Here is a 21,473-nt window from a genome sequence, read left to right as displayed (position 1 = left end):
GGCTCGTTTTTCGCAGGCATACTCGCCCGATGGCCCATACCTTCTTCTGGCACGACTACGAGACCTTCGGCGCCCAGCCGCGCTATGACCGGCCCGCGCAATTCGCGGGCATCCGCACCGATGCGGAACTCAATGAAATCGGCGAGCCCGTCATGTGGTACTGCCAGCCGGCAGGCGACTACCTGCCCGATCCGCAGTCCTGCCTGATCACCGGCATCACCCCCCAGCAATGCCTGGAGCAGGGCATGCCCGAGGCCCAGTTCGCCGCCCACATCGAGGCAGAACTGGCCCAGGCCGGCACCGTGGGCGTGGGCTACAACACCATTCGTTTTGACGACGAGATCACGCGCTTCATGTTCTGGCGCAACCTCATCGACCCCTATGCGCGCGAATGGCAAAACGGCTGCGGGCGCTGGGACCTGCTCGACGTGGTGCGCATGGTCTATGCGCTGCGTCCCGAAGGCATTGTCTGGCCGAAAAAGGAGGATGGATCTCCAAGCTTCAAGCTCGAGGATCTGGCCCGTGCCAACGGCCTGCTGCACGAGAAGGCGCACGATGCGCTGTCCGACGTGCGTGCCACCATCGGGCTGGCCCGGCTGATCCGCAAGGTCCAGCCCAGATTGTTCGACTTCGCCTTCTCGCTGCACAAGAAGGATCGCGTGCTGCAGGAAATGGGCCTGCCGGCCGAGCCGGCGCATGCCCGGCCTTTCCTGCACGTCAGCGGCATGATCCGGCCCGAGCGCGGCTGCATCGCCGTCATGTGGCCGCTGGCCACGCACCCCACCAACAAGAACGAGATCATCTGCTGGGATCTGGCGCAGGACCCGTCCGAGCTGGCCTCCATCGACGTGGACACGCTGCGCCTGCGCCTGTTCTCGCGCGCTGCCGACCTGCCCGAAGGCATGCAGCGCCTGCCCATCAAGAGCATCCACGTCAACAAGTCGCCCATGGTGGTCGGCAGCCTCAAGACGCTGAGCCCGGCCATGGCCGCGCAATGGGGCATCGATGTGGAGCAGTGCATGGGCCATGCGGCCATTGCACGTGACCTGCCCGACATGAGCGCGCTGTGGCGTGCCGTTCACCAGCGCCCTGCGCAGGAAGGGCTGGATGCCGACCAGGACCTGTACGGCGGCTTTGTGGGCAACGAGGACCGGCGCCGTCTCAACCACCTGCGCAGCCTGTCTGCGCAGGAGCTGGCGCTGGATCGCACGGGCTTCGACGATGCGCGCCTGACCGAACTGCTGTTCCGCTACCGCGCCCGCAACTTCCCCGCCAGCCTGAACCCGGCCGAGCGCCAGCGCTGGCTGCAGCACTGCGCGGCCTGCCTGATCGAAGGCAAGGGCGGCGCACGCACGGCCGAGCAGATGTTTGCCATGGTCGATCAGCTATCGGAAACTGCCGACGAGCGCGGCGAGGAGATCCTGGGGGCGCTGTATGACTACGCCGAGGCGATCATGCCGGAACTTTAGTCCCCTCTGAGCCGCTGCGCGGCTTCTCCCGAGAGGTGCGACACCCTCGCGGCGAGGCTAGGCGGGGCGGCCGGCGTAGGCCCTTGCTCGGTCTTCCTCGCCTTGGGCCGCGTCGGCTTTAGGCGCAGCGCCCATTTGTGCCTTTAGCCAAAGAACTTGTAGCAGACCACGATGGCCGCCACCACGCCGGCCAGTTCGGCGATGAGAGCGCAGGGCACGGCGTGGCGGGCGCGCTGTATGCCTACGGCGCCGAAGTAGACGGCCAGGACGTAGAAGGTGGTTTCGGTGCTGCCCTGGATGGTGGCGGCCACCAGGGCGGCGAAGCTGTCCACGCCCTGGGTCTGCATGGTCTCGATCAGCATGGCGCGCGCCGCGCTGCCCGAGAAGGGTTTGACCAGGGCCGTGGGCAGTGCGTCCACGAAGCGGGCGTCCATGCCCAGGGCATCGACCACCCAGCGTATGCCCGACAGCGCATACTCCAGCGCGCCCGATGCGCGGAACACGCCCACGGCGCAGAGCATGGCCACCAGGTAGGGCAGCAGGCCCTTGGCCACGTCAAAGCCTTCCTTGGCGCCTTCGATGAAGCTGTCGTAGACCGCGACCTTGCGCCAGGCGCCCAGGGTGACGAACAGCACGATCAGGGCAAACAGCGTCAGGTTGCCCAGCAGCGATGACAGCTGCGCCAGCGCGGCCGCCGACAGCGTGGCCAGAAAGGCCATGAAGCCCGCCAGCGCCAGGCCCAGCGGCAGCAGATAGCCCAGCACCACGGGGCTCCACAGCGGCAGCCTCTGCACGGCGGCCACGGCCAGCAGGCCGACCAGGGTCGAGGCCGAGGTGGCCAGCAAGATCGGCAGAAAGACCAGGGTGGGATCGGGCGCGCCCTGCTGCATGCGGTACATGAAGATGGTCACGGGCAGCAAGGTCAGCGACGACGCATTGAGCACCAGGAACAGGATCTGCGCATTGGTGGCGGTGTCGGGCCGGGGATTGAGCTCCTGCAGCGAGCGCATGGCCTTCAGGCCCATGGGCGTGGCCGCGTTGTCCAGTCCCAGCCCGTTGGCCGCGAAGTTCAGCGTGATCAGGCCCAGGGCCGGATGGCCGCGCGGCACCTCGGGCATGAGCCTGGCGAACAACGGGCCCAGCACGCGCGCCAGCCACTCCACCACGCCCGCCTTCTCTGCGATGCGCAGAAAGCCCAGCCACAGCGTCAGCGTGCCGAACAGCAGCACCATGACCTCGACCGACAGCCTGGCCATGGCAAACAGCGCCTGCACCATGGCCGAGAAAATCCCGGCCTGGCCGCCGACCAGCCATTGCGCCAGCGCAGCCACGGCCGCCACCAGAAAAAAGCCCAGCCACAAGGCATTCAGCATGGATTCCCGTCCCTCACGAGGCAATTGCAAGCCGCCATTGTGGGGCCAGCTGCAGGGCTTACGGGCCAGGGCGGCAGGGCATTGACAGGGCTCCGTTATCCTCGCGGCCCCGCAGTCCGAGGACCGCACCATTGCTCCAAAGGATTCCATGCCCCAGGTGATAGGACAGGTAAGCGTCGCCGTGCGCGACTATGACGAGGCGCTGCGCTTTTATGTGGACGCGCTGGGCTTCGTGCTGATCGAGGACACCGCCCTGTCCGAGGGCAAGCGCTGGGTCACCGTGGCCCCCGGTGGCGGCGGTGTGCGCCTGCTGCTGGCCCGCGCCACGAATGAGGAGCAGGCCGCGCGCGTGGGCAACCAGACCGGCGGGCGCGTGTTCCTGTTCCTGCAGACCGACGACTGCCTGCGCGACTTCGAGGCCTACCGCTCGCGCGGCGTACGCTTTGTGCAGGACCCCCAGCGCAAGCCCCACGGCACCGTGGCCGTGTTCGAAGATCTCTACGGCAATCTGTGGGATCTCATCGAGCCGAATCCTGCGCGCTGAGGGCTGAAGGCGCGCTGCTTCAGCGGCTGGCCACGATGAACAGCCTGGGGAAGGGCAGCAGCACCGTGCCATCGTCCAGTGCGGGGTAGGCCTGGGAGATGGCCTGCAGATACGCTGCGTAGAAGCCGGCCTTTTGTTCCTCGTCCAGCGGCGCGACGAAGGGACGCAGCGCCGAACCCTTGAACCACTCAACCACCGCAGCATGGCCGCCCGCCAGCGGGTGGAAGTAGGTGGTGCGCCAGACATCGACGTTGCTGCAGTGCGGGCGAAGCAGGGCGTAGTAGAAGTCCGCGCTGTGCCGTGCGGGGTGGCGCACATCGCCAATCGTGGCGGCCCAGGGGCCGCTGGCGGCCACTTCGCGCGCCAGCCGGTGGGCCGGTTCTTCCAGGTTGTCCGGCGTCTGCACGGCCAGGCTGCCACCGGGTGCCAGGTGGCTGACAAGGCGCGGGTAAAGCTGCTGGTGGTCGGGCAGCCACTGCAGCGAGGCATTGGCCAGGATCACGTCCTGCGGCTGGTCGGGCTGCCAGGTGGCGATGTCGGCCAGTGAGAAGGCCGTGCCCGGCAGCCGCTTGCGTGCGGCATCCAGCATGTCCTCGGAATTGTCCAGTCCCGTCACGGTGGCCCCGGGGAAGCGCTGGGCCAGGACCTCGGTGGAGTTGCCGGGGCCGCAGCCCAGGTCCACGGCCAGCCGCACGGCGCGGCCAGGCAGATCGGGAATGGCGGCCACCAGGTCGCGCACGGGGCGCGTGCGTTCCTGCTCGAACGTTGTGTACTGCTTTGCGGACCAGGTCATCGTGTTGCCTTTCAGGTAGGTGTGTTTGTGGGGCGCGAGCGTAAATCCGTCCATCCATGATTGCAAATGCCATAATTGAAGTCTTCCCATACCTTGAAAGTATTGATGTGCCCGAGCTTCGCCAACTGCGCGCCTTTGTCGCCATCGCCGAGGAAGGCCACATCACCCGCGCGGCCGAGCGCCTGGGCATGCAGCAGCCGCCGCTGACGCGATTGCTGCAGGGCCTGGAGCACGAATTGGGCGTGGAGCTGGTGCAGCGCCTGCCGCGCGGCGTGCGGCCCACGGCGGCGGGGCTGGCGCTGCTGGAAGAGTCCAAGGCGCTGCTGGAGCGCTGTGACGTGCTGGCTGAGGTGGTGCGCCGCGCCGCCCGGGGCGAGACGGGCCGGCTGGCCGTGGGCTTCACCAGCTCTGCCGCGCTGCATCCCTTTGTCCCCGGCGTGCTGCGCATGTTCCGCCAGCAGGTGCCCGGCGTGGCCGTGGCGCTGGAGGAGGCGGGCACGGGTGAACTCATGGATGCATTGCTGCACGAGCGGCTGGACGCGGCCTTTGTGCGCTCGCCCCTGCATGGCAGCCAGGGGCTGCAGGCCGTGCCGATTCTGGAGGAGCCCATGCTGCTGGCCCTGCCGGCAGGGCATGCGCTGGCACGCCCATTGCGCCGGCCCGTGCCCCTGCCGCAGCTCGCCTCGGAGGATTTCGTGCTGTACCGGCGCAGGGTAGGGCAGGGCCTGTACGACGCCATTCTCAAGGCCTGCCTGGAGGCCGGTTTCAGCCCGCGCGTGGTGCAGGAGGCGCCGCGCATGACGGCCACGCTGAGCCTGGTCTCGGCAGGGCTGGGGCTGTCCATCGTGCCGGCCTCCATGCAGCGCCTGCGCAGCGACGGCATTGTCTACCGTGCGCTGTCCCAGTGCCCCGGGTTGGCCGCTCCCCTGCATCTGGCCACGCGCGTGGGCGATGCGTCGGCGGTGCTGCGCAGGTTCCAGGACCTGGTTGCCACGGCGGCCGTGGCGGAGTCCTGAAGGCGGGGACTATGGTGACCTGGTTGCTGCGCGTGCGGCAGCGCGCGGGCCGCCGCGCTGCTTGACCACGGTGCGTGCGCAGTCCACCAGCCTGTGGATCAGCGGCAGCCGTGCCGACGAGCGCAGCCACATCACGCCAAAGCGCCGCGACTGCGATTCCTCGGGCAGGGCCAGGCGCACCACGCCCTGGCCATCGGGCAGGTTCAGGGCCGTGTCGGGCACCAGCGAAACGCCCAGGCCGCGCTCCACCATCATGGCAATGGCCACCAGCGAGCTCAGTTCAAAGCGCTCCTGCGGCGCGATCTGCGCGGCGCGCAGGTAGCGCTCCACCATTTGCCCGCCGCCGAGGCTGCGGTCATAGCGGATCAGCGGCTGGGTGCGCAGCAGCGTGTGCGGGTCCAGGTGCGCCAGCTGGTGCGGCACCAGCAGCACCAGCGGCTCCTCGCGCAGCAGTGTCCAGTCGAAGGTCTTGGCCAGGGCGAAGGAGGGGTGCAGGCAGACGGCGGCGTCCAGCTCGCCCTGCTGCACGGCCTGGTACAGCTCGCGCGTGGTGGCCGAGCGCAGGAAGACCTTGGTCTGCGGGCACTTCTTCACAAAGCCCGCCAGGATGTCGGGCAGCAGGCTGTGCAGGGCCGTGTTGATGGTGCCTATCACCAGCTCGCCGTCGGCGCCCTCATGGTTGACATGGGTCTTGGCGTTGGCCAGCTCGCGCAGCAGCAGCGGGGCCGATTGCGACAGCCGGTGGCCGGCTGGGGTGGGCAGCACGGTGCGGCCTGCGCGGGCCAGCAGGGGGGCGTCGAACTCGCGCTCCAGGATGCGGATCTGCTGGGCCACGGCGGCGGCCGTGATGTTCAGGCGCCGCGCGGCCTCGGCCATGGAGCCCGTCTCGACCACGAGCAGGAAGCTGTGCAGGTAGCTGGTTTCCATAAACAAAGAATTTGTGTGGTTTGAACAAATATTACCTGTGTTTCTCTTGGCTTTCTGCCGCCCACAATGCGGTGCATGAGAAGCAAACTTTTTGTTCCCGCATCGCGTCCCGAGCTGTTCGCCAAGGCCCTGGCCGGCGAAGCCGACGCACTGTCCTTCGACCTGGAGGACGCGGTGGCCGAGGCCCGCAAGGACGAGGCGCGCGGCCTGCTGCGCAGCTTCCTGCTCAGCCCTGAAAGCCGGGGCCATGGCAAGACGCTGATCGTGCGCGTCAACGCCATGGATACGCCGCATTTCGGCGCCGACATCGCCGAGATGGTGCGCGACGGCGTGCACCTCATCAACCTGCCCAAGCCCGAGACCGTGCAGCAGGTGCGCGAGGCCGCACAGCGCATTGCCGAGGCGGCAGATGCCAACGGCGTGGCCCAGGCGCCTGGCCTGCTGCTCAACATAGAAACACCCCGCGCCCTGCGCTGCGCTGCCGAACTGGCCAGCGCCCATGCCAGCGTGGCCGGCCTGCAGATGGGTCTGGGCGATCTGTTCGAGCCCTTTGGCGTGAACCGGCGTGAGCCCGCTGCCATTGCCCAGGCGCTGTTTACCGTGCGCATGGCCGCCGCGGAGGCCGGCGTCTACGCCTACGACGGCGCCTTTGCCGACATCCGCGACAGCGAGGGCTTCAGCGCCGAGGCCCGCCTGTCACGCGGCCTGGGCTTTCTGGGCAAGACCTGCATACACCCCAGCCAGGTCGCCCTGGCCAATGCGGTCTACCAGCCCACCGAGCAGGAAATAGGGCACGCCCTGAAGGTGGTGGAGGCGGCCCGCCAGGCAGATGCCAACGCCCTGGGCGCCTATGTGGTGGACGGAAAGATGGTGGACAAGCCCTTTGTGCTGCGTGCCCAGGCCATCGTGGCTGCGGCGCACGCACAAGGGCTGCTGGCGGCCTGAACGGGCGGCCGGCAATCCGGTGCCCCGGCATCCCGCATGCCGGGCATCCCCATGACAAGAAACAGTACAGGAGACAAAGACATGAGCATTTCCCATTGCCGCGCGCGGCGCAGGCTGGTGGCGCTGGCCGCCACCACAACGGTGGCCACGCTGGCCGGGCTGGCTTCGCCGGGATTGATGGCGCAGGGCGCCTTCCCGTCCAAGGCCATCACCATGGTGGTTCCCTATCCGCCGGGAGGCTCCAACGACGTGTTCGCACGCCAGGTCGCCAAGGAAATGGGCGATCTGCTCAAGCAGACCGTGATCGTGGACAACCGGCCCGGCGCCAGCGGCAACACCGGAACGGCCTCGGTGGCCAAGGCGGCGGCAGACGGCTACACGCTGGTGGCGGTCTCGTCCAGCATGACCACGAATGCCGCGGTGCAGGCCAAGATGCCCTTCGACCCCGTCAAGGACCTGGCGCCCGTGGCCATGTTTGCCAAGGGCCCGCTGGTGGTGGCCGTGAACAACGAATTCCCGGCCAGGACGCCGCAGGATCTGGTGCGCGCCATCAAGGCCAGCCCGGGCCAGTTCAACTACGCCACCTCGGGCACCGGCAGCATCAACCACTTCGCGACCGAGATGATGCGCTCCATGGTGCCGGGCATGGACATCATGCATGTGCCCTACAAGGGCCAGGGTCCGGCCGTGACCGACGTGATCGGCAACCAGGTGCAGATGCTGGTCTCCAGCGGCCCGTCCATCCTGCCCATGGTGCGCAACGGCAAGCTGCGCGCCATCGGCATCACCAGCCTCAAGCCCAGCCCCATTGCGCCGGACCTGACGCCCATGGCAACGGCCATCCCGGGCTACGAATTCGATCTGTGGTGGGGGCTGCTGGCGCCTGCGGGCACGCCCACCGACATCGTGGACCGCCTCAACCAGGCCGTGAACCAGGTGCTGGCCAAGCCGACCATCCAGGCCAGCTTCCTGCGCGAAGGCGCCATTGCCAACCCCGTGACGCCGCAGCAGTTCGCACAAGTGATCCGCAGCGACGTGGCGCGCTGGAAGCAGCTCGCCAAGGACCGCAATATCCAGGCCGATTGAACCCGGCCTTTGGCGGGAGGCGCCCCAGGCCTTCCCGCTTCCCTATCAGGAGAAACGAATGAGTTTTGTGCCCGGTGAACGCCAGGGACCGAAAGGCCCGCTCAGCGGTGTGCGCGTGCTGGATCTGAGCGCCTATATCGCGGGGCCTTATGGCTGCTCGCTGCTGGCGGACCAGGGCGCCGAGGTGATCAAGGTCGAGCCGCCCGTGGGCGACAACCTGCGCAAGTACCCCTCCACGCTGGAAGCTGAAAGCCGCGCCTTCCTGGGCGTGAACCGCAGCAAGTGGGGCATGGTGCTGGACCTGAAGGATGAGGCCGACCACGCCGTGCTGCTGCGCCTGGTGCGCGAGGCCGATGTGCTGGTCCACAACTTCCGGCCCGGCGTGCCCGAGCGGCTGGGCATCGGTTTTGCGCAACTGGCCGCCATCAACCCACGCCTCATCTATTGCAGCGTCACCGGCTATGGCAGCCGCGGACCGCTCAAGGCCAAGGCGGGCTACGACCAGGTGCTGCAGACCATGACCGGCATGTGCGCCATGCAGGGCAAGTCAGGCGGGCCGCCCGAGATTCTCTATGGCTCCGTGGTGGACTACTACGCCTCGGCCCTGGTGGCGGGCGGCGTATCGTCGGCGCTGTACGAGCGCGAGAAAAGCGGGCTGGGCCAGCATGTGGGCGTGTCCCTGCTGCGCGCGGCGCTGACCATGCAGTCCGCACGCATGGTCTGGGCCGAGGGCGAGCCGCGCGAGGTAGGGCGCGACATGCGCTCGGGCGGCATCACGGGCATCCACCCGACGCGCGAAGGATATCTCTACATTTCGGCCAACACCGCGCATTTCTGGACGGCGCTGTGCCGCAAGCTGGATCTGCCCGAGGTGGCCAGCGACGAGCGCTACGACTCCGTGCGCAAGCGCGCCCAGCACCGCGACGTGCTGGTGCCCCTGCTGCGCCAGGCGCTGGCGGGGCGCAGCGCACTGGAATGGGAAGCCTTGTTTGGCGAGGAAGTACCCTGCGCGGCGGCCCGCACGGTGGAAGACATGTTCGACGACCCGCAGGTGCAGGCCGAGGGCATGGTCACCCGCTTCGAGCACCCGACCCTGGGCAGCTACCGGGGCTTTGCCGGCGCCGTCGAATTCGACCGCACGCCCGGCCCGCCGGCCTTTGCCGCGCCCACGCTGGGCCAGCATACCGAGGCGCTGAAGGCCGCCGCGCAAGAGAGCCTCTGATGCACGCGCTGCCTGCAGGCGCCTGCGACGCCCATCTGCACGTCTTCGATCCGCGCTTTGATACGCGCTTTGGTACGCGTTTTGATACGCGTTTTGGCGCCCATGCCACGGCTGCCGACTATGCGCAGCTGCGCGGCGCCATGGGGCTGGAGCGCGCCGTCATCGTCCAGCCGCGTGCGCATGGCACGGACAACCGGGTCACGCTGAACGCCATCCAGTCTCTGGGCGCAGCAAGCACGCGCGGCATTGCCGTGGTGCACCCCGATATCACCGACGCACAGTTGCAGGCGCTGCATGAAGGCGGCATTCGCGGCATCCGCTTTTCGCTGCATACCGAGCACGATGCAGCCGTGCGGCTGGACATGCTGGAGCCGTTGGCCGAGCGCATTGCCCCGCTGGGCTGGCATGTGCAGCTGCACTGGCTGGCCAGCCAGATCGAGGCCCATGCGGCGCTGCTGCAGCGGCTGCCATGTACCCTGGTGTTCGACCACATGGCGCGGCTCGCTGACAGTGCTGACGGCGCTGGCGTGCACCAGCCCGCCTTCGGCGTGGTCCGTGGGCTGGTGCAGCAGGGCAGGGCCTGGGTCAAGCTCTCGGGCCCGTATCTGAACAGTCGGGCGGGCCTGGCCGCAGGCTATGCCGACTGCGACGCGCTGGCGCAGGCCTGGGTGTCCGAGGCCCCGCAGCGCCTGGTCTGGGGCAGCGACTGGCCCCATGTCACCGAAGTTGCCCATCCGCCGCAGACCCCCATGCTGCTGGCGCTGTTGTCGCGCTGGATTCCCGATGCGGCGCTGCGCGCCCGTGTGCTGGTGGACAACGCCGCCGAGCTGTACGGATTCGATTGAGGGCGCGGGGCACGCAAGCCTCGCAGCCCAGGTTTTCACCATTGAGCAACAGGAGACAGAAACGTGAAGAAGATCAAGACACTGCAGCCCGCCATGACGGTGCTGGCCTTGGGTATTGGGGCGGGGCTGGGCCTGTTCCAGGGCACGCTGCATGCGGCCGACTATCCGGCCGCTCAGGCCATCACGGTCGTCGTGCCATTCTCGGCCGGCGGCGGCGCGGACAATGCGGCGCGCATCATCGCCAAGGCGCTGGGCGAGGTCTCGGGCCAGACCGTGGTGGTGGACAACAAGGCCGGCGCCAGCGGCGCCATCGGTGCCGCCCTCGTGGCGCGCGCCAAGGCCGATGGCTATACGGTGCTGTATGATGCATCGTCCTTCGCCATCAACCCCGCGTTGCGCAAGCTGCCCTATGACCCGGCCAAGGACTTCATTGCCGTGTCCCAGGCCATCAGCGTGCCCAACATCCTCGTGGCGGCGCCGTCCTCGCCCTACAACAGCCTGGCCGACTTCATGAATGCCGCGCGGCAAAAGCCCGGCAGGCTCACCTATGCCTCCTACGGTCCGGGCAGTCTGGCCCAGATGGCGACGGAACTGCTCAAGGCAGACGCCAAGTTCGATGCCGTCCACGTTCCCTACAAGGGCGGGGCGCCCGCCATCGTCGATGTCATGGGCGGCCAGGTCGATGTGTACTTTGCCAACGCGGCCTCCAGCATCAACTACGTCAAGGGCGGCAAGCTCAAGGCGCTGGCCGTGTCCTCGGCCAAGCGCATGCCGGACCTGCCCGACGTGCCCACGGTGGCGGAAAGCGGCATCAAGGGCTTCGAGGTGACGGAGTGGAACGGCTTCTTCCTGCCTGCGGGTACGGCGCCCGAGACTGTGCAGAAGCTGCAGGACCTGGTGCAAAAGGCCCTGGCCTTGCCGGCCACGCGCGCCAGCCTTGAAAAGCTGGGCCTGACGCCCGTGGGCAGTTCCTCCGCCGCCTTCACGGGCTTCGTGGCGGCCGAGCGCAAGCGCTGGGATGCCGTGGTCAAGGCCAACGGCATCACCGTGCAGTGAGCCGTCGCGCGTGACGGGGCTCAGGGCGTGGCGGTGACGCGCAGCAACTGCCCGTCCTGGGCGTCCGTCAGCAGGTAAAGCCAGCCGTCCGGTCCCTGGCGGACATCACGGACGCGCTGGCCCAGGCGCGGCAGTACCTGCTCGCTGGCCGTTACCTTGCCGGACCTGACCGTCAGGCGCTCCAGCCTCTGGAACTTGAGCGAGCCCACGACCAGCGATCCCTTCCACTGCGGCCCATAGCGGTCACTGATCACGAAGGCCATGCCCGATGGTGCAATCGAAGGCACCCAGTAGTGCTGTGGCTGCTCCATGCCCTCCTTGCGCGTGATGCCGGCGCCGATCTTGCCGCCGCCGTAGTTCTCGCCGTAGGTGATCACGGGCCAGCCGTAGTTCTTGCCGGGCTCGGGCCGGTTGACCTCGTCGCCGCCCTGGGGGCCGTGCTCATGCATCCACAGGCTGCCATCGGGCGCCAGCGCCGCGCCCTGGGCGTTGCGGTGGCCGTAGCTCCAGATCTCGGGCCAGGCATCTGCACGGCCCGCGAACGGGTTGTCCCCGGGCACGCTGCCATCCTTGGCAATGCGCACGATCTTGCCCAGGTGGCTTTTCAGGTTCTGGGCCTCTTCCTTGTAGCGCGAGCGCTCGCCCAGCGCCAGGAACAGCGTGCCATCGCTCTTTCCTTCCACCATGCGCTCCACGATGCGGCAGCCGAAATGCAGCGCGCTCGCGTACTTGGGGCGCTGCGAGAACAGCACTTTCACCTGCTCCAGCCGGCTGGCATCGTCGGACAGCCGAGCGCTGGCCAGCGCCGTGCTGTTCTTGCTGCTGTCGGCGCCGCTGCCCGGCTCGGAGTAGCAGAAGTACAGCTGGCGGTTGCGCGCGAAATCGCTGTCCAGCACCACGTCCAGCAGGCCGCCCTGGCCTGCGGCCTCCACGGCCGGAAGGCCTGCCAGGGGAGCGCCCAGCCTTCCATCGCCCTGCACGATGCGCATGCGGCCCGGCCGCTCGGTCACCAGGTGGCGCCCATCCGGCAGGAAAGCCACGGCCCAGGGATGCTCCAGGCCTTCCGCGACGATTTCGGTGGAGAGATTGGGGCTGCCGGCGGCCCACAGTGCACCGGACAGGCCCAGAGTGCTGATGCTGATGGCGGCGGATAGGGATGGCGGCATGCCGATGTTCCTGTGAAGAGGGGGCAAGAGGGACGCCCGACTGCGCTGCAGCGCATTCGGGCGGCTTTGATCTGGCAAACATCATGCACGACGCGGCCAGAGCCAGCGGCGCCCTGTCAACCACTGCGCAAAAAGCCCGCGCAGCCACTTGCGCGGGTGTATAAACAGCGCTCTTTCGGCGCCGGGCCGGGTCCCTGCGTGGGGCGGTCGGCGGCGCCTCCTACCCACCAGAGAATCCGCAAGGGAAAAGCAGCCATGGGCGCGCAATGGAAAGCAAAGGGCAAGGCGCTGGTCGCCGATGCCAAGGGAAAGCTGTTTGGCAAGCTGGCCAAGGAAATCATCGTCGCGGCGCGCGCCGGCGCCGATCCGGCAGGCAACTCGCGCCTGCGCATGGCCGTGGAAGCCGCCCGCAAGGCCTCCATGCCCAAGGACACGCTCGAGCGTGCGATCAAGAAGGGCTCGGGCGTGGGTGCCGATGCCGTCAACTACGAACGCGTGGTCTATGAAGGCTACGGCCCCAACCGCGTGCCCGTGATGATCGAATGCCTGACCGACAACGTGAACCGCACGGCGCCCAACATGCGCGTGTGCTTCCGCAAGGGCCAGATGACGGCCGTGGCCTGGGACTTCGACCATGTGGGCATGATCGAGGGCGAGCCCGAAGGCGGTGCCGATGCCGAGCTGGCCGCCATCGAGGCCGGCGCGCAGGACTTCGAGCCCGGCGAGGAAGAGGGCACGACGCTGTTCATCACCGACCCGACGGACCTGGATACCGTGAGCAAGGCGCTGCCGGCCCAGGGCTTCAAGGTGTTGTCGGCCAAGCTGGGCTACAAGGCCAAGACGCCGGTCAGCATGGCCAGCCTGTCGGCCGAGCAGCAGGAGGAAGTGCAGGACTTCCTGGCCGGCATCGAGAACGATGATGACGTGCAGCACGTCTACGCGGGCCTGGTGGATTGATCCCGCTGCCCCCCGCTCCCCAGCAAAAAAGCCGCACGATGTGCGGCTTTTTTGTGGGTGCGTGCACCAAGCCTACTTGGTGCCGAAGATGCGGTCGCCCGCGTCGCCCAGGCCCGGCAGGATGTAGCCGTGCGCGTCCAGCTGGCGGTCCACGGCGGCAGTGTAGATGTCCACGTCGGGATGGGCCTTTTGCATGGTGGCCACGCCTTCGGGCGCTGCCAGCAGGCACATGAACTTGATGGACTTCGGGTTCAGTTGCTTGAGGCGCGCCACGGCGGCGGCTGCCGAGTTGCCCGTGGCCAGCATGGGATCGACGACCAGCACGTCGCGTTCTTCCATCTCGGAGGGCATCTTGAAGTAGTACTCGACGGGCTGCAGCGTCTCGGGGTCGCGGTACAGGCCGATGTGGCCGATGCGCGCGCCGGGCACAACATTGAGCATGCCGTCGAGGAAACCGTTGCCGGCGCGCAGGATGGACACCAGCACCAGCTTCTTGCCGTCGATGACCTTGCCGGTCATGGTCTCCAGCGGGGTTTCGATCTCGATGTCCTGCAGCGGCATGTCGCGCGTGATCTCGTAGGCCATCAGCGTGGACAGCTCGCCCAGCATGCGGCGAAAGCTGTTGGTGCTGGCTTCCTTGCGGCGCATCAGCGTGAGCTTGTGTTGGACCAGCGGGTGGTCGATCAGGTGCAGAGTACTCATGGTTTTCTTCTGGAAAAAAGGGGCGCCGGCATTTGCGGCCGGCGCCAGGGGGCGGTTCAGTCGTGCAGAAAGCGTGCGTAGCGCGCCAAGTCCACATTGCCGCCGCTGATCAGAATGCCCACGCGCGCGCCCGACAGCGCAACCCCGCCATGCAGGGCGCCCGCCAGCGAGAGCGCTCCCGTGGGTTCGACCACGATTTTCTTGCGTTCCGCGTAAAAGCGCATGGCCTGCACCAGATGCTCGTCCGCCACGGCCAGGATATCTTCCACATGCTCGCGGATGATGGCGAATGTGATATCGCCGATGGACTGGGTCTGGGCGCCGTCGGCAATGGTGTGGGGCGTGGGGATCTGCACGATCTGGCCTGCCCGCAGCGACTGGCGGGCATCGTCGCCGGCCTGGGGCTCGACGCCGTAGACCTTGCAGCGCGGCGCCAGTTGTCCGGCCGCCAGCAGGCTGCCCGACAGCAGGCCGCCGCCGCCCAGGCAGACGAACAGGTAGTCCAGATCGGGCACCTCCTCGAACAATTCCTTGGCCGCCGTGCCCTGGCCGGCAATCACGTCGCGGTGGTTGAACGGCGGGATCAGCGTCATGCCGCGCTCGTCGGCCAGGCGGCGGGAGATGGCCTCGCGGTCCTCGGTGAAGCGGTCATAGGTCACGACCTGGGCGCCGTAGGAACGCGTGGCCGCCATCTTGGAGGCGGGGGCATCCTCGGGCATGACGATGAGCGCGGGCATGTCCAGCATCTGCGCTGCCAGGGCCACGGCCTGCGCATGGTTGCCCGAAGAGAAGGCCAGTGCGCCGCGCTTGCGCTGCTCGGGCGTGAACTGCGACAGCGCGTTGTAGGCGCCGCGTATCTTGAAGGCGCCCGTGCGCTGCAGGTTCTCGCACTTGAAGAACAGCTGGGCGCCCAGCAGCTCGTCGGCGGTGCGGCTGCGCAGTATGGGTGTGCGGTGGGCCACGCCTTCCAGCCGGCGAGCGGCGGCGGCGACATCGTCATAGGTGGGCAGCGAGGGAGGGCTGTTCGTCGTCATGGCGTGCGGTTCCGCAAAGTGGATGGAGGCGCTTTCGATCATAGCCGCATGCGCGGGCTTTCAGAGCCCTGAAATGCGCCAGCCGTTGCATGGCAACGGCTGGGTGCTATGGTGTTTGATGCGGCGCAGGGCCGGTGCGCCAGCGCTTCAGCGCTTCTTGTTGCCCAGGATGCCGCCGAGCACGCCGCGCAGGATCTCCTTGCCCAGCGAATTGCCCATGGTGCGCATGGTGGACTTGGCCATGGTCTGCACCAGGCCGTCGTGCTTGCCGCCGCGCGGGCCCGTGGTGCCGAACAGCAGGTCCTTGAGCCCGTCCATCATGGCGCCACCTTCGCTCGCCGCAGGCGTGGCACCGGCCGGGCCCGTGCCGGTTGGCGCTGTGCCGTCGCCGGTCGCTGCCGTGCGGCCGCGCAGCACCTCGTAGGCCGATTCGCGGTCCACGGCCTTTTCATAGACGCCAGCCACCAGCGACTGTGCCAGCATGGTCTTGCGCTGCTCCTCATTGATGGGGCCGATCTGGCTGCCGGGCGGGATCACGTAGGCACGCTCGGTGATGCCGGGGCGTCCCTTGTCGTCGAGGAAGCTCACCAGGGCCTCGCCCACGGCCAGCTCGGTGATGGCGGCCTCGATATCCAGGCCGGGCTTGGGCCGCATGGTGGTGGCCGTGGCCTTGACGGCCTTCTGGTCGCGCGGCGTGAAGGCGCGCAGCGCGTGCTGCACGCGGTTGCCCAGCTGGGCCAGCACGGTGTCGGGCACGTCCATCGGGTTTTGCGTGACGAAATACACACCCACGCCCTTGGAGCGCACCAGGCGCACCACCAGCTCGATGCGTTCGAGCAGCACCTTGGGCGCGTCGTTGAACAGCAGGTGGGCCTCGTCGAAGAAGAAGACCAGCTTGGGCTTGTCGGGGTCGCCGATCTCGGGCAGGCGCTCGAACAGCTCCGACAGCATCCACAGCAGGAAGGTGGAGTACAGGCGCGGCGAATTCATCAGCTTCTCGGCGGCCAGGATGTTGACCACGCCCTTGCCGCCGGCATCGGTCTGCATCAGGTCGTTGATGTCGAGCATGGGCTCGCCAAAGAATTTGTCGCCGCCCTGCGACTCGATGGCCACCAGTCCGCGCTGTATGGCGCCCACGCTGGCCGCGCTGATGTTGCCGTACTCGGTGGTGAACTGCTTGGCGTTGTCGCCCACATGCTGGAGCATGGACCGCAGGTCCTTGAGGTCCAGCAGCAACAGTCCGTTGTCGTCGGCAATCTTGAAGACCAGGTTGAGCACGCCCATCTGCGTGTCATTCAGGGCCAGCATGCGGCCGATCAGCAGCGGACCCATGTCCGAGACCGTGGCGCGCACCGGGTGGCCCAGCTCGCCGAACACGTCCCACAGCGTGGTGGGGCAGGCCAGGGGCTGGGGAATCTCGATGCCGCGCTCCTGCAGGGAGGCCGCCATCTTGGCGCCCGTGCTGCCAGCCTGGCTGATGCCGGACAGGTCTCCCTTGATGTCGGCCATGAACACCGGCACGCCGATCTCGGAGAATCCCTCGGCCATTTTCTGCAGCGTCACGGTCTTGCCGGTGCCGGTGGCGCCCGTGATCAGGCCATGTCGATTGGCCAGTGCGGGCAGCAGCAGGCATTCTGTGGCAGAGTGGCGGGCGATCAGAAGTGGAGCGGCCATTTCGGGTTTCCTCGGGGGAGCATGCGGTCAAAAGTAAAATCCCAGCCGCAAGGTTAAATCAATATCAAAGGACAGCCTGTGGCAGGACACAGTAAATGGGCCAATATCCAGCACCGCAAAGGCCGCCAGGACGAAAAGCGTGGCAAGGTCTGGACCCGCATCATCCGTGAAATCATGGTGGCGGCACGCACGGGAGGGGGCGATCTCAGTGCCAACCCGCGCCTGCGCCTGGCGGTGGAAAAGGCCAAGGCGGCCAACATGCCGGCCGACAACATCAAGCGCAACATCGACAAGGCCACGGGCAACCTCGAAGGCGTGACCTACGAGGAAATCCGCTATGAAGGCTATGGCATTGGCGGCGCGGCCATCATCGTGGACACCATGACCGACAATCGCGTACGCACTGTGGCGGATGTGCGTCACGCCTTCAGCAAGTACGGTGGCAACATGGGCACGGAGGGCTCCGTGTCCTTCCAGTTCAAGCATGTCGGACAACTGATCTTCGCTCCCGGAAGCGACGAGGACCAGATCATGGAAGTGGCTCTGGAGGCCGGCGCCGAGGACGTGATCACCGATGACGAGGGAGCCATCGAGGTGCTGACCGCACCCGCAGAGTTCGAAACCGTGCGCGACGCGCTGCAGGCCAAGGGCCTGACGCCGGAGGTGGCTGAAGTCACCATGCGCCCGGAAAACACCATCGCCCTGCAAGGCGATGACGCAGCCCGCATGCAAAAGCTGCTGGACATGATCGAAGACCTGGATGACGTACAGGACGTCTACCACAACGCTGAACTATGAAAATTCTTGTGATTGGTGGCGGAGGCCGCGAGCACGCCCTGGCGTGGAAACTGGCTGAATCGCCGAAATCGACCAAGGTCTATGTGGCCCCCGGCAACGGTGGCACGGGCCTGGCCGGCGGCAAGGTGGAAAACCTCAACATCACCGACCCGCAGGCGCTGCGCGAGTGGGCTCAGGCCGAGAAGGTCGCGCTGACCGTGGTCGGCCCCGAGGCCCCGCTGGCTGCCGGCGTGGTCGATGAGTTCCGCGCCCACGGCCTGCGCATCTTCGGCCCCTCCAAGGCGGCCGCCCAGCTGGAAAGCTCCAAGGCCTTCTCCAAGGACTTCATGGCGCGCCACGGCATTCCCACGGCGCTCTATGAAACCTTCACCGACCCGGTGGCGGCCCATGCCTACGTGGACCGCCTGGGTGCGCCCATCGTGGTCAAGGCCGACGGCCTGGCCGCAGGCAAGGGCGTGGTCGTTGCGACAACGCTGCAGGAAGCCCACGACGCCGTGGACTTCATGCTCGTGGACAACAAGTACGGCGTGGCCCACAACGACGGCGGCGCCCGCGTGGTGATCGAGGAATTCCTCGCCGGCGAGGAAGCCAGCTTCATCGTGCTGTGCGACGGCAAGAACGTCCTGGCCCTGGCAACCAGCCAGGACCACAAGCGCCTGAAGGACGGCGACCAGGGCCCGAACACGGGCGGCATGGGCGCCTACTCGCCCGCGCCCGTGGTCACGGCCGACGTGCATGCCCGCGCCATGCGCGAGATCATCCTGCCGACTATCCGTGGCATGGAAAAGGACGGCATTCCCTACACCGGCTTCCTGTATGCGGGCCTGATGATCGATGGATCCGGCCATCCCAAGACGCTGGAGTTCAACTGCCGCATGGGCGACCCCGAGACCCAGCCGATCATGATGCGTCTCAAGAGCGATCTGGTGGACGTCATGCTGGCGGCCACCGATGCCAAGCTCGACCAGGTCGAGCTGCAATGGGACCGCCGCACGGCGCTGGGCGTGGTCATGGCCGCAGCAGGCTACCCCGAGGACCCGCGCAAGGGCGATGCCATCAGCGGGCTGCCGCAGGACGCCGCCGATGCCATGGTCTTCCATGCCGGCACCCAGCTCAAGGATGGCGTTCCCGTCACCAGCGGTGGCCGCGTACTGTGCGTCACCGTGCTGGCCGACAGCGTCAAGCAGGCCCAGCAAAAGGTCTATGACGTGGCGCGCGGCATCCATTTCGATGGTGCCCAGTACCGCCGCGACATCGGCTTCCGTGCCGTGAAGAACTGAGTCCATGGCAGAGCAATCGACCGGGCAGGCGCTGCCCGTGGCCCAGGTGCGCGAGTACCTGACGGGCCTGCAGGCCCGCATCACGCAGGCGCTGGAGCAGGTGGAAGGCGAGGGCGGTGCACGCTTTCTGTCCGACGCCTGGAGCAAGGGCCCCGGCGAGCGCCTGCAGGGCGATGGCATCACCCGCATCATGGAGGGTGGCCGCGTGTTCGAGCGCGCGGGCTGCGGCTTCTCGCATGTGCGCGGGCCGCAGCTGCCGCCCTCGGCCACGCAGCACCGGCCTGAACTGGCGGGTGCGCCTTTCGAGGCCATGGGCGTGTCCCTGGTCTTCCATCCGCGCAATCCTTTTGTGCCTACGGTACACATGAATGTGCGAATGATTGCGGCTGGCTCAGGTGCGGCCGGCTCAGGTGCGGCAGGGCATCCGGGCAACGAACCCACCTGCTGGTTCGGCGGCGGCATGGACCTGACACCGGTCTACGGCTTCGAGGAAGATGCACAGCACTTTCACCGCGTCTGCCGCGATGCGCTGGCGCCTTTTGGCGACACGCTCTACCCGCGCTTCAAGACCTGGTGCGACGAGTACTTCTGCCTAAAGCACCGCAACGAGCAGCGCGGCATCGGCGGCATCTTCTTCGACGACTTCTCTGAGCTGGGCCAAGCGCGCAGCTTCGACATGCTGCGTTCGGTGGGAGATTCCTTTCTGGAGTCCTACCTGCCCATCGTCGAGCGCCGCCAGGCCATGGACTACGGGCAGCAGCAGGTCGATTTCCAGCGCTACCGCCGCGGCCGCTACGTGGAGTTCAACCTGGTCTGGGACCGGGGCACGCACTTCGGCCTGCAGTCCGGCGGGCGCACGGAATCCATCTTGCTGTCCATGCCCCCGCATGCGAGCTGGAGCTACCAGCGCGAGGACGCGCCCGGCACGCCCGAACGCGCGCTGCTGGAGCAATTCCTGGTGCGCCGCGACTGGCTTTGAGCTCCATTGCCGCCATCCCCGACCGCGTGGCGAAATCCGCGCGTGCAAGGGAATAGGCGGCAAAACTATAATTTCAATAGCTTGAGGCGCAGCGTTGGCTGCGTTCTCCACTTTCTTCGGCGCGAAATCTTCCGGCGATCTGTGGGCGAACTCCATGCATTTTGGAGCGCCGCTACAGCCAAGCCCTCTACGGGCCGCACGGCGCTCGCGCTATATTGATCCCATTTCTATTCCACTGATCACCGCCTGATGACCACTTCCACCAAATCGGATTCCGCAGCCAAGCGCGACGTGACCAAGCTGCAACGCGCCATTGTTGACGGCCTCGAAAACGTCAAGGCCCAAGACATCCAGGTCTTCAATACCGAAAAGCTCTCGCCGCTGTTCGAGCGCGTGATCGTGGCTGCGGGCACCTCCAACCGCCAGACCAAGGCGCTGGCCTCCAGCGTGCGCGACGCCGTCAAGCAGGCCGGTTTTCCCGTACCACGCCAGGAAGGCGAAGAAAACGGCGAGTGGATCATCGTGGACTGCGGCCAGGCCGTGGTCCATGTCATGCAGCCAGCCATCCGCCAGTACTACCGCCTGGAAGAGATCTGGGGCGAGACGCCTGTGCGCCTGAAGCTGGGTGCTCCCAAGCCCACGCGCTCTGCCGCCACCGACAAGGCCGAGGAAAAGGCCAAGAAGGCTGCTTCCAAGAAGGCTGCTGCAACGGCCGCCAAGCCTGCTGCCAAGAAGGCCGCTTCTGCCGCTGCACCCGCCGCAGGCAAGAAGCCCGCTGCCAAGAAGGCAGCTCCTGCCAAGGCCGCTGCACCCCGTTCCGCAGCTGCCAAGCCGGCAGCATCCCGTACGGCAGCCGCCAAGCCGGCTGCTGCAAAGTCGGCCGCCGTGAAGTCGGCCGCCGCCAAGGCGCCGGCCCGCAAGACGGCAGCGCCCAAGGCCATCAAGACCGTGGTGGTCAACCGCGCTCCCGCCAAGCCCAAGGCAGGTGCCGCTGCCAAGCCGGCCGCCAAGCGCGCTCCTCGCGCCAAGGCCTGAACGGTTCGGGACTGACGCTGCATGAAGCTGTTGATCGTGGCCGTGGGCCAGCATGTGCCCGACTGGGCGCAGACGGCCTACGACGACTATGCCAAGCGCTTTCCCCCGGAGCTCAAGGTGGAGCTCAAGGCCGTCAAGACCGAGCCGCGCGGCTCCAAGACGGTAGAGACCCTGTACGCGGCCGAGCGCAAGCGCATCGAGGCCGCCATTCCGCGCGGCACGCGCATCGTCGTGCTCGATGAGCGTGGCACCAATCTGACGACCAAGGCACTGGCCCAGCGCCTGCAGGGCTGGCAGCTGGAGGGCGACGACGTGGCCCTGATCATCGGCGGCCCGGACGGACTGGACCCCGCCTTCAGGCAGGCTGCGCACGAGCGCATCCGCCTGTCGGACCTGACCCTGCCGCATGCCATGGTGCGGGTGCTGCTCATCGAGCAGCTGTACCGTGCCTGGTCGGTCAACGCCGGCCATCCCTACCACCGGGAATAGGGCCTGTCCCGGCTCCCAGGCTCTGCCAGCGGCCCTGTCACGCGGATCCGAGGATCTCGTGATACTATGATTTTGATAGCCTT

Annotated in this window: 21 protein-coding genes; 14 read left to right on the top strand and 7 right to left on the bottom strand. The window is 67.2% G+C overall.

Translation table 11 applies throughout. The features are described from left to right. The first annotated feature begins 29 nt into the window (after positions 1-29). Complete coding sequence (sbcB, locus tag KDK82_RS11235; protein WP_088164909.1) at positions 30-1,469, top strand: exodeoxyribonuclease I; 1,440 nt, start codon at positions 30-32, stop codon at positions 1,467-1,469. 143 nt (positions 1,470-1,612) lie between these two features. Here the strand turns inward: sbcB and KDK82_RS11230 are convergent, their stop codons facing one another. Then, complete coding sequence (locus KDK82_RS11230) at positions 1,613-2,842, bottom strand: nucleoside recognition domain-containing protein (protein ID WP_063326291.1); 1,230 nt, start codon at positions 2,840-2,842, stop codon at positions 1,613-1,615. Between the two features lie 148 nt (positions 2,843-2,990). Here KDK82_RS11230 and KDK82_RS11225 point away from each other — a divergent pair, with 148 nt between their 5' ends. Continuing rightward, the gene (locus KDK82_RS11225; RefSeq protein ID WP_088164908.1) at positions 2,991-3,386 is read left to right on the top strand and encodes a VOC family protein; all 396 of its coding nucleotides are present in this window, start codon (positions 2,991-2,993) and stop codon (positions 3,384-3,386) included. A gap of 19 nt (positions 3,387-3,405) precedes the next feature. On the opposite strand, the gene tam is transcribed toward KDK82_RS11225, so the two are convergent. Further along, positions 3,406-4,179 (bottom strand): trans-aconitate 2-methyltransferase, encoded by a 774-nt coding sequence (gene tam, locus KDK82_RS11220; RefSeq protein ID WP_179217887.1) that lies wholly within the window; start codon positions 4,177-4,179, stop codon positions 3,406-3,408. A 107-nt stretch (positions 4,180-4,286) separates the two neighbouring features. Between tam and KDK82_RS11215 the strand changes: the two genes are divergently transcribed. After that, a complete protein-coding gene (locus KDK82_RS11215; RefSeq protein ID WP_193760945.1) occupies positions 4,287-5,195 on the top strand; it encodes a LysR family transcriptional regulator in 909 nt (302 codons plus the stop codon). Between the two features lie 9 nt (positions 5,196-5,204). Here the strand turns inward: KDK82_RS11215 and KDK82_RS11210 are convergent, their stop codons facing one another. Next, complete coding sequence (locus KDK82_RS11210) at positions 5,205-6,122, bottom strand: LysR family transcriptional regulator (RefSeq protein ID WP_063326287.1); 918 nt, start codon at positions 6,120-6,122, stop codon at positions 5,205-5,207. Positions 6,123-6,197: 75 nt separating this feature from the next. On the opposite strand from KDK82_RS11210, the gene KDK82_RS11205 reads away from it, so the two are divergent. The 5 genes from KDK82_RS11205 (at position 6,198) to KDK82_RS11185 (ending at position 11,276) form a co-directional block, all read left to right on the top strand. Next, entirely contained in the window at positions 6,198-7,067 is an 870-nt protein-coding gene (locus tag KDK82_RS11205; RefSeq protein WP_088164906.1) for a CoA ester lyase, read from the top strand. An 81-nt stretch (positions 7,068-7,148) separates the two neighbouring features. Then, the gene (locus KDK82_RS11200; RefSeq protein WP_088164905.1) at positions 7,149-8,153 is read left to right on the top strand and encodes a tripartite tricarboxylate transporter substrate binding protein; all 1,005 of its coding nucleotides are present in this window, start codon (positions 7,149-7,151) and stop codon (positions 8,151-8,153) included. 58 nt (positions 8,154-8,211) lie between these two features. After that, on the top strand, positions 8,212-9,375 hold the full coding sequence (locus KDK82_RS11195; protein ID WP_088164904.1) for a CoA transferase: 1,164 nt from the start codon (positions 8,212-8,214) through the stop codon (positions 9,373-9,375). Then, positions 9,375-10,220 carry an amidohydrolase gene (locus KDK82_RS11190; RefSeq protein ID WP_088164903.1) on the top strand — a complete coding sequence of 282 codons (846 nt, stop codon included), beginning with the start codon at positions 9,375-9,377 and terminating at the stop codon, positions 10,218-10,220. The genes KDK82_RS11195 and KDK82_RS11190 overlap by 1 nt, the downstream gene beginning before the upstream one ends. Positions 10,221-10,283: 63 nt before the next feature. Next, the gene (locus tag KDK82_RS11185; RefSeq protein WP_088164902.1) at positions 10,284-11,276 is read left to right on the top strand and encodes a tripartite tricarboxylate transporter substrate binding protein; all 993 of its coding nucleotides are present in this window, start codon (positions 10,284-10,286) and stop codon (positions 11,274-11,276) included. 20 nt (positions 11,277-11,296) lie between these two features. On the opposite strand, the gene KDK82_RS11180 is transcribed toward KDK82_RS11185, so the two are convergent. Next, positions 11,297-12,442, bottom strand: a complete 1,146-nt coding sequence (locus KDK82_RS11180; protein ID WP_088164901.1) for a PQQ-dependent sugar dehydrogenase — start codon at positions 12,440-12,442, stop codon at positions 11,297-11,299. Positions 12,443-12,697: 255 nt separating this feature from the next. Here KDK82_RS11180 and KDK82_RS11175 point away from each other — a divergent pair, with 255 nt between their 5' ends. Continuing rightward, positions 12,698-13,399, top strand: coding sequence for a YebC/PmpR family DNA-binding transcriptional regulator (locus KDK82_RS11175; protein WP_012205353.1), 702 nt, complete (start codon positions 12,698-12,700; stop codon positions 13,397-13,399). A gap of 72 nt (positions 13,400-13,471) precedes the next feature. Here KDK82_RS11175 and upp read toward each other — a convergent pair whose 3' ends face one another. The 3 genes from upp to KDK82_RS11160 all read right to left on the bottom strand — a co-directional run bounded on the left by upp (position 13,472) and on the right by KDK82_RS11160 (position 16,809). Beyond that, positions 13,472-14,101, bottom strand: a complete 630-nt coding sequence (gene upp / locus KDK82_RS11170; RefSeq protein WP_012205354.1) for a uracil phosphoribosyltransferase — start codon at positions 14,099-14,101, stop codon at positions 13,472-13,474. A gap of 56 nt (positions 14,102-14,157) precedes the next feature. Continuing rightward, positions 14,158-15,135: a threo-3-hydroxy-L-aspartate ammonia-lyase gene (locus KDK82_RS11165; protein ID WP_034398468.1), complete on the bottom strand. Its 978-nt coding sequence runs from the start codon at positions 15,133-15,135 to the stop codon at positions 14,158-14,160. Between the two features lie 147 nt (positions 15,136-15,282). Beyond that, positions 15,283-16,809, bottom strand: coding sequence for a helicase HerA-like domain-containing protein (locus KDK82_RS11160; protein WP_088164900.1), 1,527 nt, complete (start codon positions 16,807-16,809; stop codon positions 15,283-15,285). Between the two features lie 78 nt (positions 16,810-16,887). Here KDK82_RS11160 and KDK82_RS11155 point away from each other — a divergent pair, with 78 nt between their 5' ends. The 5 genes from KDK82_RS11155 (at position 16,888) to rlmH (ending at position 21,390) form a co-directional block, all read left to right on the top strand. Next, positions 16,888-17,607: a YebC/PmpR family DNA-binding transcriptional regulator gene (locus tag KDK82_RS11155; RefSeq protein WP_012205357.1), complete on the top strand. Its 720-nt coding sequence runs from the start codon at positions 16,888-16,890 to the stop codon at positions 17,605-17,607. Further along, positions 17,604-18,887 carry a phosphoribosylamine--glycine ligase gene (gene purD / locus KDK82_RS11150; protein ID WP_088164899.1) on the top strand — a complete coding sequence of 428 codons (1,284 nt, stop codon included), beginning with the start codon at positions 17,604-17,606 and terminating at the stop codon, positions 18,885-18,887. The genes KDK82_RS11155 and purD overlap by 4 nt, the downstream gene beginning before the upstream one ends. Positions 18,888-18,891: 4 nt before the next feature. Continuing rightward, positions 18,892-19,866, top strand: a complete 975-nt coding sequence (gene hemF, locus KDK82_RS11145; protein WP_051940708.1) for an oxygen-dependent coproporphyrinogen oxidase — start codon at positions 18,892-18,894, stop codon at positions 19,864-19,866. A 249-nt stretch (positions 19,867-20,115) separates the two neighbouring features. Then, the gene (gene rsfS, locus KDK82_RS11140) at positions 20,116-20,901 is read left to right on the top strand and encodes a ribosome silencing factor (RefSeq protein WP_088164898.1); all 786 of its coding nucleotides are present in this window, start codon (positions 20,116-20,118) and stop codon (positions 20,899-20,901) included. A gap of 21 nt (positions 20,902-20,922) precedes the next feature. Then, positions 20,923-21,390 (top strand): 23S rRNA (pseudouridine(1915)-N(3))-methyltransferase RlmH, encoded by a 468-nt coding sequence (gene rlmH / locus KDK82_RS11135; protein ID WP_012205361.1) that lies wholly within the window; start codon positions 20,923-20,925, stop codon positions 21,388-21,390. Positions 21,391-21,473 lie beyond the last annotated feature (83 nt).

It is taken from the genome of Delftia sp. K82 (assembly GCF_002193035.1).
GTDB classification, from domain to species: domain Bacteria; phylum Pseudomonadota; class Gammaproteobacteria; order Burkholderiales; family Burkholderiaceae_C; genus Comamonas; species Comamonas acidovorans.
This window is presented reverse-complemented; position numbering and strand designations above follow the sequence as displayed.